Annotated in this window: 15 protein-coding genes; 1 reads left to right on the forward strand and 14 read right to left on the reverse strand. The window is 50.4% G+C overall.

Annotated elements, in window-relative coordinates; all coding sequences use genetic code 11:
* Nucleotides 1-3: 3 nt before the first annotated feature.
* Genes rpoS through ftsB form a run of 9 tightly spaced genes read right to left on the reverse strand, consistent with a single transcriptional unit; the run spans nucleotide 4 to nucleotide 6,309 of the window.
* Nucleotides 4-978 (reverse strand): RNA polymerase sigma factor RpoS, encoded by a 975-nt coding sequence (gene rpoS, locus ACJ8W9_RS03550; protein WP_411360415.1) that lies wholly within the window; start codon nucleotides 976-978, stop codon nucleotides 4-6.
* Nucleotides 975-1,826 carry a peptidoglycan DD-metalloendopeptidase family protein gene (locus ACJ8W9_RS03555; RefSeq protein WP_411358519.1) on the reverse strand — a complete coding sequence of 284 codons (852 nt, stop codon included), beginning with the start codon at nucleotides 1,824-1,826 and terminating at the stop codon, nucleotides 975-977. Before ACJ8W9_RS03555 ends, rpoS begins: the two co-directional genes overlap by 4 nt.
* Nucleotides 1,807-2,388, reverse strand: a complete 582-nt coding sequence (locus tag ACJ8W9_RS03560; protein WP_411360417.1) for a YqaA family protein — start codon at nucleotides 2,386-2,388, stop codon at nucleotides 1,807-1,809. Before ACJ8W9_RS03560 ends, ACJ8W9_RS03555 begins: the two co-directional genes overlap by 20 nt.
* Nucleotides 2,385-3,020, reverse strand: a complete 636-nt coding sequence (locus ACJ8W9_RS03565; protein ID WP_411360419.1) for a protein-L-isoaspartate(D-aspartate) O-methyltransferase — start codon at nucleotides 3,018-3,020, stop codon at nucleotides 2,385-2,387. Before ACJ8W9_RS03565 ends, ACJ8W9_RS03560 begins: the two co-directional genes overlap by 4 nt.
* Before the next feature lie 19 nt (nucleotides 3,021-3,039).
* Complete coding sequence (surE, locus tag ACJ8W9_RS03570; protein ID WP_081909698.1) at nucleotides 3,040-3,783, reverse strand: 5'/3'-nucleotidase SurE; 744 nt, start codon at nucleotides 3,781-3,783, stop codon at nucleotides 3,040-3,042.
* Nucleotides 3,761-4,840: a tRNA pseudouridine(13) synthase TruD gene (gene truD / locus ACJ8W9_RS03575; RefSeq protein WP_411360421.1), complete on the reverse strand. Its 1,080-nt coding sequence runs from the start codon at nucleotides 4,838-4,840 to the stop codon at nucleotides 3,761-3,763. The genes surE and truD overlap by 23 nt, the downstream gene beginning before the upstream one ends.
* Entirely contained in the window at nucleotides 4,833-5,315 is a 483-nt protein-coding gene (gene ispF / locus ACJ8W9_RS03580) for a 2-C-methyl-D-erythritol 2,4-cyclodiphosphate synthase (RefSeq protein WP_411358523.1), read from the reverse strand. Before ispF ends, truD begins: the two co-directional genes overlap by 8 nt.
* A 9-nt stretch (nucleotides 5,316-5,324) precedes the next feature.
* Nucleotides 5,325-6,026 (reverse strand): 2-C-methyl-D-erythritol 4-phosphate cytidylyltransferase, encoded by a 702-nt coding sequence (gene ispD, locus ACJ8W9_RS03585; RefSeq protein ID WP_411358524.1) that lies wholly within the window; start codon nucleotides 6,024-6,026, stop codon nucleotides 5,325-5,327.
* Nucleotides 6,013-6,309: a cell division protein FtsB gene (ftsB, locus tag ACJ8W9_RS03590; protein WP_034729164.1), complete on the reverse strand. Its 297-nt coding sequence runs from the start codon at nucleotides 6,307-6,309 to the stop codon at nucleotides 6,013-6,015. The genes ispD and ftsB overlap by 14 nt, the downstream gene beginning before the upstream one ends.
* Nucleotides 6,310-6,381: 72 nt before the next feature.
* On the opposite strand from ftsB, the gene ACJ8W9_RS03595 reads away from it, so the two are divergent.
* On the forward strand, nucleotides 6,382-7,098 hold the full coding sequence (locus ACJ8W9_RS03595) for a sulfite exporter TauE/SafE family protein (RefSeq protein WP_411358525.1): 717 nt from the start codon (nucleotides 6,382-6,384) through the stop codon (nucleotides 7,096-7,098).
* Here ACJ8W9_RS03595 and ACJ8W9_RS03600 read toward each other — a convergent pair whose 3' ends face one another.
* The 5 genes from ACJ8W9_RS03600 to relA all read right to left on the reverse strand — a co-directional run bounded on the left by ACJ8W9_RS03600 (nucleotide 7,099) and on the right by relA (nucleotide 13,828).
* Nucleotides 7,099-7,761 (reverse strand): hypothetical protein, encoded by a 663-nt coding sequence (locus tag ACJ8W9_RS03600; protein ID WP_411360422.1) that lies wholly within the window; start codon nucleotides 7,759-7,761, stop codon nucleotides 7,099-7,101.
* A 24-nt stretch (nucleotides 7,762-7,785) separates the two neighbouring features.
* Nucleotides 7,786-9,081 (reverse strand): phosphopyruvate hydratase, encoded by a 1,296-nt coding sequence (eno, locus tag ACJ8W9_RS03605; RefSeq protein WP_411358527.1) that lies wholly within the window; start codon nucleotides 9,079-9,081, stop codon nucleotides 7,786-7,788.
* Between the two features lie 31 nt (nucleotides 9,082-9,112).
* Nucleotides 9,113-10,750 carry a CTP synthase gene (locus ACJ8W9_RS03610; RefSeq protein ID WP_411358528.1) on the reverse strand — a complete coding sequence of 546 codons (1,638 nt, stop codon included), beginning with the start codon at nucleotides 10,748-10,750 and terminating at the stop codon, nucleotides 9,113-9,115.
* Nucleotides 10,751-10,839: 89 nt separating this feature from the next.
* The gene (gene mazG / locus ACJ8W9_RS03615) at nucleotides 10,840-11,661 is read right to left on the reverse strand and encodes a nucleoside triphosphate pyrophosphohydrolase (protein WP_411360424.1); all 822 of its coding nucleotides are present in this window, start codon (nucleotides 11,659-11,661) and stop codon (nucleotides 10,840-10,842) included.
* Nucleotides 11,648-13,828 carry a GTP diphosphokinase gene (relA, locus tag ACJ8W9_RS03620; RefSeq protein ID WP_411358530.1) on the reverse strand — a complete coding sequence of 727 codons (2,181 nt, stop codon included), beginning with the start codon at nucleotides 13,826-13,828 and terminating at the stop codon, nucleotides 11,648-11,650. Before relA ends, mazG begins: the two co-directional genes overlap by 14 nt.

Here is a 13,828-nt window from a genome sequence, read left to right on the forward strand (position 1 = left end):
CAATCAATCTGCCTGAAATAGCGCGTCCAAACTCAAGCCTTGTTGACGCAACATATCACGTAAGCGACGCAGGGCTTCTACTTGGATTTGGCGCACGCGCTCACGCGTCAATCCAATCTCACGCCCGACATCTTCCAAGGTCGCGGGTTCATAGCCCATCAAACCAAAACGGCGTGCCAGAACCTCGCGTTGCTTCGAATTCAAGCTCGCTAGCCATTCAACGATGTGTTCTTTTAGGTCGTTATCTTGCAACACACCTTCTGGGCCATGATCACTTTCGTCGGTGAGTAAATCGACCAAAGCTTTATCGTTATCTCCGCCCAATGGCGTATCAACCGACGCAATGCGCTCATTGAGCCGCAACATGCGACTGACATCAGCCACTGAAACATCGAGCTCCTCGGCGATATCCTCGGCGGTAGGCTCATGGTCAAGCTTGTGGGCAAGTTCCCGTGAGGCGCGTAGATAACTGTTGAGTTCTTTTACCACGTGAATTGGCAGGCGAATCGTCCGCGTTTGGTTCATAATCGCGCGTTCGATTGTTTGGCGTATCCACCAAGTGGCGTAGGTCGAAAAACGAAAACCGCGTTCTGGGTCAAACTTCTCGACCGCTCGAATCAAGCCTAAGTTGCCCTCTTCGACCAAGTCTAAAAGGGCGAGACCGCGATTGGTATAGCGCCTAGCGATTTTCACCACTAAACGCAAGTTGCTCTCGATCATACGACACCGAGCAGCCTTATCACCTTTCAGCGCTAAGCGTGAAAAATGGACTTCTTCCTCAGCGGTTAACAAGGGTGAAAACCCAATCTCGCTAAGGTACATCTGAGTCGCGTCCATTTTCTTCTGATATTTCGCCCGATTGGCTAGAATCTCTTCAAATTCCGTATCGTCGTTACTATCAGTGGTCGTCGCAGATTTTTCCATTTCCGACATCAACTCTTGCTCATCGATGTCGTCTACGTCGTGTGTCCGACTCATTGTGACCCCCGTGGTAAATAATGCCGTGGGTTGACCGATTTACCGCGAAAGCGCACCTCAAAGTGCAACTTCACCTGTTCGGCATCGGTATCGCCCATTACGGCTATTTCATCCCCTGCGCTGACCCATTGTTGTTCACTGACCAGTAATCGGTCGTTATGGGCGTACGCAGTTATATAATCATCGTTATGTTTCAGGATAATTAAATTACCATACCCTTTTAGAGCATTGCCTGCATAAACTACTTTGCCTGCTGCTGCTGCATAAACCGGATCGCCTTTGCTACCACCGAAATCAAGCCCTTTATTACCCGCGGCAGCAGTTGAGAAGCCTCTAATCACCTGATTTTTGCTCGGCCAGCGCCAGTTGATCGCATTGCTTGCCGGAAATACATCACGCGGTTGCGAAGGTACTAAGGTTGGCGTTGTCGCACGGCGTTCAGGTGCTGGTTCAGTTGACCTTCTCGTAACCTTTTCTTTACTTTTATCCTCAACATACTCTTTCTTGGCGCCAGAATCAACGCCCGTCGTGCTGGTTGCGCCAGTTGTTTGGCGCGTTGCGGCGCGCAAACGTAATGATTGACCGGGATAAATAGTATAAGGTTCGCCGAGATTGTTGAGGCGCGCGAGCGCACGCACATCGACATTGGCACGAAACGCGATGGAATAGAGTGTGTCGCCACGCTGAACGGTATAACGATCGCCACTTAAACTATTTGCTTCAAAGTCATGAATCGTCGGACCACGATAGACGCGTTCGACTGGCGCCGGCGCTTGGCGCTGTGCACAGCCGACCAAAGCGAACACTAAGATGACTGTTCCGACAACGCTAAACTTGCGTCCATACATAAGCGATTACCGCCACTCCAACTAACGCCCAGCCAATGCGATCGACATACTTGCGCAACCGAATCGCCATTTGCGGGCCGCCAGTACGTAGCAACCAAGCGACTAAGTAGAAACGTAAGCCGCGACTTATCACCGAGCCTAACACGAACGGCAAAAAATACACCTGCAACATGCCGCCTGTGACCGTAAAAAGCTTGTAAGGGATCGGCGAAAACCCGGCAATAAAAATGATCCAGAAACCATATTCGCGGAACCACCCCGTTACATGTTCGAGTTTGTCTTCATAGCCTGCCCACTCAATGAGTGGCATGACTACAGGATCAAAAGCAAAATATCCCAGCCAATAACCGGCAATCCCACCTAATACCGACGCAACTGTGGTGATAAATGCGAAAAACCATGCGCGCTGGGGTTGGGTCATTGCCATTGGGGCAAGCATGACATCAGGCGGGATCGGAAAGATCACCGACTCCGAGAAACTCAATGCCGCGAGAATCGAGGGTGCACGGCGGTGTTGTGACCACTGTAAGACTCGGTCGTAGAGAGTACTAAACAACTTCATGCCAAACTCCCTGGCACCAAAGGTACAAATTTGACATCACCAAGCTGCTTATGTTCAAAATCATCACCAAACCGCCGAATAACGACCAAACGTTGGCGCACAGTCCCTACTGGAATGATCATCACGCCTCCATCGGCTAGCTGTTCCATCAGCGCGTGCGGAATATCGCTCGCCGCAGCGGTCACAATAATGCCATCAAAGGGCGCTTTGCTTTGCCAACCTTGCCACCCGTCGCCGTGGCGCATACTAATGTTGTGCAAATCTAGCTGCTTCAGTCGTCGTTTCGCTTGATATTGCAATTCGGCGATACGCTCCACCGAATAAACACGCTCAACCAATTGCGCCAAGATCGCGGTTTGGTAGCCACTACCGGTACCAATTTCCAGCACATTTTTGCACTCGTGCTGCATCAATAACTGGGTCATTGAAGCCACCATCAAGGGTTGCGAAATGGTCTGCCCTTTACCAATTGGCAGCGCGGTATTTTCATAGGCTTTATGGGCCAGCGATTCCGGCATAAATTGCTGCCGTGGCGTCGCTTGAATTACCTGCAGCACGTGTTCATTAGTGATACCTTGCTGCCGTAACAAAGCGACCAAGCGCTTTGCCATTCCCTGAAAGTTTTGAATCATGTCGTGGTTTTTCTTGTTTTTATTTTAGCCAGTCTTGCAATGTATCTTGGTGTTTGCGCGCCGTCATGTCGAGACTTATCGGAGTGATCGATACATAACCTTCGCGAACAGCATAAAAGTCGGTGTCTTCGCCGTCGTCTTGATGTCCACCAATGGGGCCATACCAGTAGATTTTACGGCCAAATGGGTCAGTGTCTTCGACCATGGTCTCAGCACGATGACGACGCCCTAAACGCGTGACTTTAATTCCCTTGAGCTGGTCGTAAGGTACAGCTGGCACATTAATATTTAAAATCGTATCCAAACGCAGGGGCTGTTCCGCCATCCGGTTAACGATATCGGCAACCACACGTGCGGCTGTATCGTAGTAATCTTCGCTACGGGAACCCATGGATACCGCAATGGCTGGTAAGCCCATGTAACGTCCCTCCATTGCCGCAGCAACAGTGCCTGAATAGAGCACGTCATCGCCCATGTTAGGACCATCATTAATGCCCGAGACCACTAAATCTACATCGTCTGCCAACGGTGAGTTAGTCCCAAGATGCACGCAATCCGTAGGTGTGCCGTTGAGCGAATAAAAACCATTGGCAAGACGCTGCACCCGCAGTGGGTTGTGTAGCGTTAGTGAATTACTGGCACCGCTACAATTGCGATCCGGTGCAATCACTCGAACCTGAGCAATTTCATTCAGCGCTTGGTACAACGCAGCAATGCCTGGAGCGTGCACACCATCGTCATTACTGACCAATAATTTCATCATCTTTATTCACCTTATTCTCAAGTGGAGTAAATAGTTCGCGCAAGACACTGGTCGCGAAACTGCCACGCTTCAATGTGAACTTCAATTCTACTGTGTCTGCGTTCATTTCGGTAAAAGTTGTCTCTTGTGGGCGCAATAGCACTGCGCGGCGACCCAAATCGACTCGTTGCCGCTTTAATCCAGCAAGAATTGCCTCATAGTGTTGCAGCTGTTCATGCTCAAATGGGCTCAAATGTTCCTGCCATGGCTCGCGCCAACCGCCAGCTAAGGGCGCCGATAACTCAATATCACCGCTGCGCCAACGCGCCAACAACGCATCATCAACCACTTCAACCTTAAAGAATGAGCGAGATCCCGCCAAAAGCATGAAATCCTGTAGTTCCGGCTGCATCCGCTGAGTTTGAATTCGGCTGCTGACAACGGCATTAAAAATGGCACTTCGTACCGCCGACAGCAATAGACTTTGTTGCGGACGACGGATTTTCTTACGTTGTTTGCCACTCATTTCACCGGTGACAAAGGCAATCCCTTTACTCAAGTTTTGGCCGTTGTGACCAAATCGCTGTTCGCCAAAATAATTGGGCACACCTTGCTCACATAGTAATTGCCAACGTTGTTGTAGCGCAGCTACATCACTCACGTCACGCAAAGTTAAACAAAACTGATTGCCACGATGGTACCCAGATTTCAGCTTTTTACTTTGTTTTACCGCGCGTTCAATACGAAATTCTGGATGCTCGAGCTGCTGCCAATCGAGCATAGGCTTACCAGGCAATTGAATGGAAAACCACTGCCAGGTTTCCGCATGACGATCTTTGAGTCCAGAATAACTTACGTCACGCTCACTAACACCAGCAAAAGCCGCTATTTGACCTGCAACGAAGGTCGTATTCGCACCTTTTTTGTAAACCCAAAGCCACTGGTGCTCGCCCTCCTCATCGTCGCCAACTTCGAGTTGTTCAACAACTTGAAAGTCCTCCGCCTGCTGGCGGAAACGCGCTTGAAGGGTCGGTTTGCCGTGCAAGAATTCGGCGTTTTGCAAAATCGCTTCAAGCATCAGTGTTGGCCTTGACTAAGATCACCGCATGACAGGCGATACCCTCTTTACGCCCCACAAAGCCAAGCTTCTCAGTGGTGGTTGCCTTCACATTCACGCATGCAATATCAGCTTTAAATAATGCGGCGATGCGCTGCCGCATAGCAGCAATAAAATTCGCTAATTTAGGAGCTTGGGCGACGATGGTGACATCAAGGTTACCAAGTAACCACCCCTCACCATGGGCCATATCCACTACTTGTTGTAGCAGGTTTGCACTGTCGGCACCGGCGTAGGCCGCATCGGTATCAGGAAAATGATGGCCAATATCACCTTTGGCAAGCGCGCCAAGCAGCGCGTCAGTGATTGCATGCAAGACCACATCGCCATCCGAATGTGCGAGCAGACCTTGTTCGTACGGAACTTCTACACCACCGAGCAACAATGGCTTGTCACTCCCAAATTTGTGTACATCGTAGCCATGCCCTATGCGCATGCAAACTCCTTATCTTGTAAGATTGTCTTGTAACAACAACGCGGCAATATGCTCATCACCGGGCTGGGTAATCTTTAGGTTTTGTCGCCGACCGAGGACTAATTGCGGTTGCTTGCCGAGCAACTCAAATACGGACGCTTCATCGGTCAAGGCGGGATGATCGGTGCCTAGCTGCTGTAACCCGGCAAGCAAGTCGGCACTGCGAAAGACCTGCGGGGTGAGCGCCTGCCACAATTGCGTCCGCTCAACACTCTGCGCAATATGGCGACCATCAACGCTGCGCTTTAAGGTATCGGCGACCGGCAGTGCTAAAATAGCGCCTACTGCATCGGCGATCGCAGCGTCAATGACCGCAGTCAGTTCGGCAGCGCTTAAACACGGCCGCGCCGCATCATGCACTGCAACCCAAGTATATCCTGCGGCTTGCGCGGCCTGCACGCCCGCCGCCACTGACGCTGCTCGCGAAGCGCCGCCATCGACGCGCGTCAGCTGGATACCACTAGGTAACGTCAGTTCGGCGAAATACGGATCTGTTGCTTGCGTTGCCACAAAAATGTGCTGAATGCGTGGGTCTTGTTGTAATGCCTGCAAGGTCCATTGCAAGACAGTCCGGTCACCGAGTTTGAAATATTGCTTCGGCACTTCTGACTGCATTCGACTGCCGACGCCTGCGGCAGGCACGACAGCCGCTACAGCATTAGTTATCGTCATATTGATTCGTTTGTGTAGGAACTAAACGGAAAAAGGTTTCGTCTTGCTTTATTAAACCCAATTCATTGCGAGCCCGCTCTTCGAGTGCGATCTCCCCTTCACGAAGATCCTCGATATCGGCAATCAGTACCTGATTACGCTGCCTTAATTTCTCATTGGTTTCCGCCTGTCGAGCCACTTCTTCTTGCAAATGCCAGTATTCTGGCAAGCTGTTGTCGCCAAACCAGAGTCGATATTGCAGGGCTACCAAAAGCAGCACTAAGAAGAGTTTTAACAGGCGCATCGCTTCACTCGCATGATAATATGTTGTAAGTATACCGTGCTTTTTCGCTGAACCAAGTTATTCAAGGCTAACATGGACTATTACCTTATCGCACTGATTATGTTTGCGGGAGCTTCTTTACAAGGAATTACCGGATTCGGATCGGGCCTTGTCGCTGTGCCATTACTGAGTTTACTCATCCCCTTGCCACAGCTCACCCCGCTACTATCCATCATAAATGTGGTGATGGCACTCTATTTATGTTGGTTACTCAGGCATTATTTAGCCCCGCGCAAATGGCTTGCCTTACTTGCTTGTGGCGTGATCGGCACACTTATCGGTAATTGGGCATTGGCGCAACTGCCGTTAACTTGGCTACAACTAGGTTTAGCTATTTTTGTCATCAGTGTCGGCGCGTTGTTCTGGTTTGGCCTGCAGATCCGAGCCGGTGCTGGCAAGCGACAACAAAGTTTGATTGGGCTGGCGTCTGGCTTTGCCAACGGCGCTTTAACCTTAGGCGGTCCGCCGGTGGTGCTGTTCCTGACCGCGAATCGTCTTGATCGCACCAGTTTTCGCGCAACCTTAACCTTATTTTTCTTAGTCTTAGGACTCACCAACGTCACCTCGTTCTCGCTTCAAGGCGCATATGCAGCCGCCAATTGGGGCTATTTAATGGTGTTACTCATGGGGGCCATCGCTGGTACCTATTTGGGCCATCGTTTAAGCCCTTTACTACCCGAGTCTTTATTCCGCCGTTTGACCTTATTGCTTGTCATAGGGGCTGGCGTCGTGGTGTTGTTGACGCGTTAACTAGGTTAGTTGACGCCAATCGATGGTAGTGGCGAGCAATAATTCACGCAACGACAGTGTACGCGGATCGGTTCTACCTTTGTGTGACCATTGATGTCCGCACACCGCGGGTATCAACCAAGCGCGCTCTGGTTTCGCTAGAATCAGATGATCACCCATGGTTTCACAACTCTCGCCGGTAAAAGTAAACCAACCGGATTCGTTACAATGCACACGACGTCCTTGCACATCGACACGGTCAATCGAATCGAGGCGTACTTGTTGCAGCCGTGGGTCAAAATTGAGGACAGGCACACTCATGCCAAGCAGGGCTTTACCATCCGCATTGCTTTTGTTGGTTGCGCTGGTAAGCCATTTTTCTAATTTACTCGCTAGCGTCGCAGTAGCTTTAAGTTTGGTCTTTTGTGGCGCTTGCCAACTGGCATTTTGCACGTCTAGCTCACAGGGACATGAGCTGGTAAGCATTGCCCGTGCAGCATTTTGCACGTAGTAACTAAGACTTTTGAGTCGACGCTGCAAACCCGCAGCAGATTGGACGTGGAGACTGGCGAGAAATTGCAGTTCACGCTCATAGAGCGCAGTACATAATTCAGGAAAAGCAGCCGGGCCTTGACCCGGCTGCTCAGCAACAACTTCGAATATATCGCGTTGTTTATCCACCATAGCGACTCACGTCAGCGATCGTGCTTAGTTCGCCGCACGCACTTCAGCGCGACCACGATAAGGAGCCTGTTCACCAAGTTCTTGCTCAATACGCAGCAATTGGTTGTACTTGGCAACACGATCCGAGCGACATAAGGACCCGGTTTTGATCTGGCCCGCAGCGGTACCTACCGCTAGATCGGCAATGGTTGCATCTTCAGTTTCGCCCGAACGATGTGAAATAACCGCAGTAAAGCCAGCTTCAGCTGCCATGCGAATGGCGGCCAAGGTTTCGGTAAGGCTGCCGATCTGGTTGAACTTGATCAAAATCGAATTGCCAATCTGTTCATCAATACCGCGCTTCAGGATCTTGGTATTGGTTACAAACAAGTCATCGCCCACCAATTGCACCTTGTCGCCGAGGCGCTCGGTGAGAATTTTCCAACCGTCCCAGTCACTTTCGTCGAGACCGTCTTCAATTGAAATGATCGGATAACGCGCGCACAGACCTGCGAGGTATTCAGCAAACTCCGCCGCAGTGAAAGATTTACCCTCGCCACTGAGGTGATACTTACCATCGCGATAGAATTCAGAAGCGGCACAATCAAGCGCCAAGGTGACGTCGCTGCCCATCTGATAGCCAGCGATTTCAACCGCCTCGACAATCACTTGTAAAGCTTCTTCATTGGAGCTTAAGTTCGGTGCAAAACCACCTTCGTCACCCACCGCCGTGCTGAGACCACGTTGTTGCAAAACTTTTTTCAGGGCATGAAAAATCTCAGCCCCCATGCGCAGACCTTCGCGGAAACTTGCGGCGCCGACCGGCTGAATCATAAACTCTTGGATATCAACGTTATTATCTGCATGCTCACCACCATTGAGAATGTTCATCATCGGTAATGGCATGCTGTAATGACCAGCCGTATTGTTCAACTGAGCAATGTGCGCGTACAACGGCAGCCCCGCACTTTGTGCAGCAGCTTTTGCGGTGGCTAAAGAAACCGCCAAAATCGCGTTGGCACCTAAGTTTGCTTTGTTTTCTGTGCCATCAAGATCAAGCATGATTTGATCGATGGTGGCTTGTGCGCTTGCTTCCGCGCCTTGCAGTTTGGGGGCGATACGTTCGTTCACGTTGGCAACCGCTTGCAACACACCCTTACCTAAATAGCGTTGCTTATCGCCATCACGCAATTCTAAGGCCTCGCGTGAGCCGGTAGAGGCGCCGCTTGGGGCCGCTGCGCGCCCCATACTGCCGTCACTCAAAGTGACATCAACTTCAATGGTTGGATTCCCACGTGAATCCATAATCTCACGTGCAACAATTGTTTGAATGGTAGCCATGCTAAAACTTCACTCCTGTTGATAGCGACCCTTAGCCGCGACGTTGTTTCTGGTATTTGCCAGCGGCTTCGATAAATCCACGGAACAATGGATGCCCATCGCGCGGTGTCGAGGTGAATTCTGGATGGAACTGCGCTGCTACGAACCATGGATGCTCTGGGATTTCAATGATCTCAACCAAACGGTTATCGTACGACCAACCGGAAATCTTCAAGCCCGCGGCTTCGAGTTGCTCCACATAAGTACCATTGACTTCATAGCGGTGACGATGGCGTTCCTGAATCACATCAGCACCATACAAATGATGCGCGTTGGTGCCTTTTACTAAGTTACAAGCTTGGGCGCCAAGACGCATAGTGCCGCCTAAATCCGAGTTATGATCACGCAACTCTTTCTGGCCTTTGGCATCCATCCACTCGGTAATCAAACCGACCACTGGATGTTTGGTATTGGCATCGAACTCGGTGCTATTAGCGCCCTCAAGCCCTGCCACATGGCGCGCGTACTCGATCAGCGCCACTTGCATACCCAAACAGATACCTAGATACGGAATTTTGTGTTCGCGCGCGTATTGCGCTGCCATGATCTTGCCAAGGATGCCACGCTCGCCAAACCCACCAGGTACGATGATCGCATCAACATCGGCAAGTTTTGCTACGCCTTTAGTTTCAACGTCTTGTGCATCAATATAACGAATATTGACGGTTAAGCGATTCTTCAGACCAGCGTGCGCCAAGGCTTCGTTGACGGATTTATAAGCATCAGGCAGTTCGATGTACTTACCCACAAAGCCTACGGTGACTTCGCCACTTGGATTTGATTCTTGGTATAACACTTGTTCCCACTCGGCCAAATCAGCCTCTGGGCGATCCAAGCGGAAACGGTTGACGACGATCTCGTCAAGACCCTGCGACTTCAAAATCGCTGGGATCTTGTAAATACTATCGACATCTTTTAAACCGATAACGGCACGCTCTTCAACATTGGTGAACAAGGCGATTTTTGAGCGCTCATTGGCTGGCAACGCACGATCAGAGCGGCACACTAATACATCTGGCTGAATACCAATCGAACGCAGCTCTTTTACCGAATGCTGGGTTGGCTTAGTTTTCACCTCGCCCGCGGCGCCTAAGAAAGGCACTAGCGTTAGATGCATGAATAAGGTGCGATCACGGCCAACTTCAGTAGCCAGTTGGCGAATCGCCTCGAGAAACGGCTGCGACTCGATATCACCCACGGTGCCACCGATTTCAACGATCGCGATGTCATAGCCTTCGCCACCGTCAATCACACGACGCTTAATCTCGTTGGTAATGTGAGGGATCACCTGAATGGTGGCGCCAAGGAATTCACCACGGCGTTCGCGACGAATAATGTCCTCGTAAACACGGCCAGTGGTGAAGTTGTTTTTCTTAGTCATACGGGTGCGAATAAAACGCTCGTAATGACCTAAGTCGAGGTCGGTCTCAGCGCCGTCTTCGGTGACAAACACTTCACCGTGCTGAGTTGGGCTCATGGTGCCCGGGTCGACGTTGATATAAGGGTCGAGTTTCATGATTGTGACATGCAAGCCACGCGCCTCAAGAATTGCCGCCAATGAAGCTGCAGCAATACCTTTACCCAGCGAAGATACTACACCGCCGGTGACGAAAATATAATTAGTTGTCATGCGAAACCTAAGTCGTCAGGTGAAATAAGGGAACTGCTTCAAGACGGGAAAACAGTATACCGTAACGACTTAATTCCGACAATTACAAATTAATCGTTTGCGGCCGTCTTCAGCTGCGCTTTAACCAACTGCCACTCCTGCTCTAACTCTGCCAAGCTCAACTCTGTTGCTGCGGTATTTCGTTCTGCAAGACGCTTCTCTATGGCCTGAAAGCGCTGCTTAAACTTATGATTGGTGCGGCGCAACGCATGTTCAGGATTTACTTGGGCATGACGCGCAAGGTTCACCACAGCAAATAACACATCACCAATTTCATCTGCGAGCGCCTCTTTATCAAGGCGTTGCGCATACAATTCTTCTTCAACTTCCGCTAGTTCCTCGCGAACTTTAGCTAGCACTGGAACTATGTTGTCCCAGTCGAAACCGACACTTGCCGCGCGTTTTTGTAGCTTCTGCGCGGTTAAAATGCTCGGCAAATTATCCGGAATACCATTAAAAACTGATGCTGTTTCACCTTTTTCAGCGCGCTCTTGCTGTTTTATTTGTTCCCACTGCGCCTTAATTTCTGCGTCGGACTGCGCGCCGCTTTCAGCAAACACATGGGGATGACGGCGAATCAGTTTATCTGCGGTTTGTTGCGCGACTTGGTCGAAAGTAAACTGCCCTTGTTCGCTGGTCAATTGCGTGTAAAACACCACTTGGAACAGCAAATCACCAAGTTCATCTTTGATCTCATCGAGATTGCCGTCGGTCAGTGCCGCCGCCACTTCGTATGCTTCTTCAATGGTATAGGGGATCAAGCTGGTCAGGGTTTGTTGTAAATCCCATGGACAGCCGCCCTGGGGATCACGTAGTCGCTGCATCACCTCAAGTAAAGCTGCGACACCTGGGAATTGCTCAGTGTTGACCATAACGCTGCACCTTATGAACTCCTTTAATTTGCTGCAAACGAGTGATGATCTGCTGCAGGCTTTGTTGGTTTTCAATAAACAGCCCCAGCGAAATCCGTGCTTGGCGTGTGCCTTGGTCTAACTGCGAATCGAGCTGCGCAACGCTGGTTTTTTCATTCGCGAGTACCGAGGTGATGTCATGTAACAGACCATTGCGGTCATCGGCATCTATTTTCAAATCGGCGCGATAACGTCCGTATTCAGTACGCGACCAATGCACCTGTAAACCGCGCTCTGGATGGGTTTCTAATAAATGCTTCAGTTGCTCACAATCACGGTGGTGCACCGATACGCCGCGCCCTTGCGTCACAAATCCCATAATGGGTTCACCTGGCAAGGGTTGACAGCATTTGGCGAACTGCACCATTAAGTTGCCAATACCCTGCACGCTGATATCACTGGCTTTCTTGCTAGGTTTAGTCGGTACTTTGCGCTGCAACCGTTCCAACCGTTCAGTGGCGGGGTCCACCGTTGGCCGCAACTGATTCACCACTTGATTCAGGCGCACATCTCCAGCACCGATCGCGGCGAGTAAATCGTCGAGCTGAGTGAAATTAAATCGCTCCAGTATGGTTTGCGCTTGCGCCAGCGGAATATCAAACTTTTGCAGTTCCGCTTCCAGCATTTCGCGCCCCGCTTTCAAATTCTTGTCGCGATCAAGCTTCTTAAAATAGGTGACAACTTTGCTACGTGCACGCGATGTCCGTAGGTATCCCATAGCTGGATTCAGCCAATCACGTCGCGGTTCGGCGTTTTTTTGGGTGAGGATCTCAACTCGCTCGCCATTTTTCAGACTATAGGTGAACGGCACAATATGACCGTCGACCTTGGCACCCACACAGCGATGCCCAATCTGTGAGTGGATGTAGTAAGCGAAATCCAGCGGTGTCGCACCGTAAGGTAAGTCAATGACTTCACCTTTTGGGGTAAACACATAAACCCGATCTTCAAAGACTTGCGAACGAATTTCGGCGACTAACTCATCGTTCTCGGCCATATCTTCATGCCAAGCGAGCAATTTACGTAGCCACGCAATTTTTTCCTCAAATCCGCCACTTTTGCCGCCAGCACCCTCTTTATACATCCAGTGCGCAGCAACCCCTAGCTCGGCATCTTCATGCATATCATGGGTACGAATTTGAATTTCAACATGCTTATCTTCTGGGCCAATCACTACCGTGTGAATCGACTGATAGCCATTGGCTTTCGGTGTCGCAATATAATCATCAAACTCGGATTGAATATGGCGCCATTGACTATGCACCACACCAAGGGCGGCGTAGCAGTCCTTGAGACTGCGCGTTACGACACGGACCGCACGAATATCGAATAGTTCGTCGAAACTCAGATGCTTTTTTTGCATCTTCCGCCAAATGGAATAAATGTGTTTGGGTCGACCATAGACTTCGGCATCTATGCCTTCGGCCGCCATAGCGTCGCGCAGCCCCATGACAAATTTTGCAATATATTCTTCACGATCGACGCGTCGCTCGTGAAGCTGCTTAGCGATGGTTTTGTAGGTTTGTGGATGTAAATAACGGAATGAGAGATCTTCGAGTTCCCATTTCAGCTGGCCAATCCCCAAGCGGTTGGCTAGCGGCGCATAAATGTCTTGGCATTCTTTGGCAACCAGCACGCGCGTTTCTTCGTTTGCTTGCTTTACTTCACGCAACGCGCACACCCGCTCCGCAAGTTTGATCAATACGGCCCGTACGTCAGCCACCATCGATAACAGCATGCGTCGTACATTATCGATCTGTTCAACATTAGGTTTGCCATGCTGAAAGCTTTGCAGTTCGCTAATCATCTGCATTTGCTCAACCGCATTCAGCAGCGTCACAAGGCTTTCAGAATTGTCCTTGGCTAGTTGTTCACGGTCAATTTGCTGCGCTTGATAAGCAGGACTATAGAGTGCGGCGACCAGGGTATCGGCATCGAGCTGTAGACTTGCCAGAATCTCGACCATTTCTTGCCCTTTCAACAACAGCGGCGAACCTTTGCCTAGGCGTTGTTGTAATTGCTCGAAATGTTCCGTTAGCTGGGCTTTGCAAGTGTCAGCACTGACATGCTGCAACCAGTCACCAAGTTGGTCTGGCTTATCAACATGGGTACTTCGCACATGAACCAC

This window comes from Pseudidiomarina salilacus, assembly GCF_047323925.1.
Classification (GTDB): Bacteria; Pseudomonadota; Gammaproteobacteria; order Enterobacterales; family Alteromonadaceae; genus Pseudidiomarina; species Pseudidiomarina salilacus.

Excerpts from the sequence above, each read along its gene's own strand:
- rpoS (WP_411360415.1), bottom strand. The coding sequence starts at position 978 with ATGAGTCGGACACACGACGTAGACGACATCGATGAGCAAGAGTTGATG.
- ACJ8W9_RS03555 (WP_411358519.1), bottom strand. The coding sequence starts at position 1,826 with ATGTATGGACGCAAGTTTAGCGTTGTCGGAACAGTCATCTTAGTGTTC.
- ACJ8W9_RS03560 (WP_411360417.1), bottom strand. The coding sequence starts at position 2,388 with ATGAAGTTGTTTAGTACTCTCTACGACCGAGTCTTACAGTGGTCACAA.
- ACJ8W9_RS03565 (WP_411360419.1), bottom strand. The coding sequence starts at position 3,020 with ATGATTCAAAACTTTCAGGGAATGGCAAAGCGCTTGGTCGCTTTGTTA.
- surE (WP_081909698.1), bottom strand. The coding sequence starts at position 3,783 with ATGATGAAATTATTGGTCAGTAATGACGATGGTGTGCACGCTCCAGGC.
- truD (WP_411360421.1), bottom strand. The coding sequence starts at position 4,840 with ATGCTTGAAGCGATTTTGCAAAACGCCGAATTCTTGCACGGCAAACCG.
- ispF (WP_411358523.1), bottom strand. The coding sequence starts at position 5,315 with ATGCGCATAGGGCATGGCTACGATGTACACAAATTTGGGAGTGACAAG.
- ispD (WP_411358524.1), bottom strand. The coding sequence starts at position 6,026 with ATGACGATAACTAATGCTGTAGCGGCTGTCGTGCCTGCCGCAGGCGTC.
- ftsB (WP_034729164.1), bottom strand. The coding sequence starts at position 6,309 with ATGCGCCTGTTAAAACTCTTCTTAGTGCTGCTTTTGGTAGCCCTGCAA.
- ACJ8W9_RS03595 (WP_411358525.1), top strand. The coding sequence starts at position 6,382 with ATGGACTATTACCTTATCGCACTGATTATGTTTGCGGGAGCTTCTTTA.
- ACJ8W9_RS03600 (WP_411360422.1), bottom strand. The coding sequence starts at position 7,761 with ATGGTGGATAAACAACGCGATATATTCGAAGTTGTTGCTGAGCAGCCG.
- eno (WP_411358527.1), bottom strand. The coding sequence starts at position 9,081 with ATGGCTACCATTCAAACAATTGTTGCACGTGAGATTATGGATTCACGT.
- ACJ8W9_RS03610 (WP_411358528.1), bottom strand. The coding sequence starts at position 10,750 with ATGACAACTAATTATATTTTCGTCACCGGCGGTGTAGTATCTTCGCTG.
- mazG (WP_411360424.1), bottom strand. The coding sequence starts at position 11,661 with ATGGTCAACACTGAGCAATTCCCAGGTGTCGCAGCTTTACTTGAGGTG.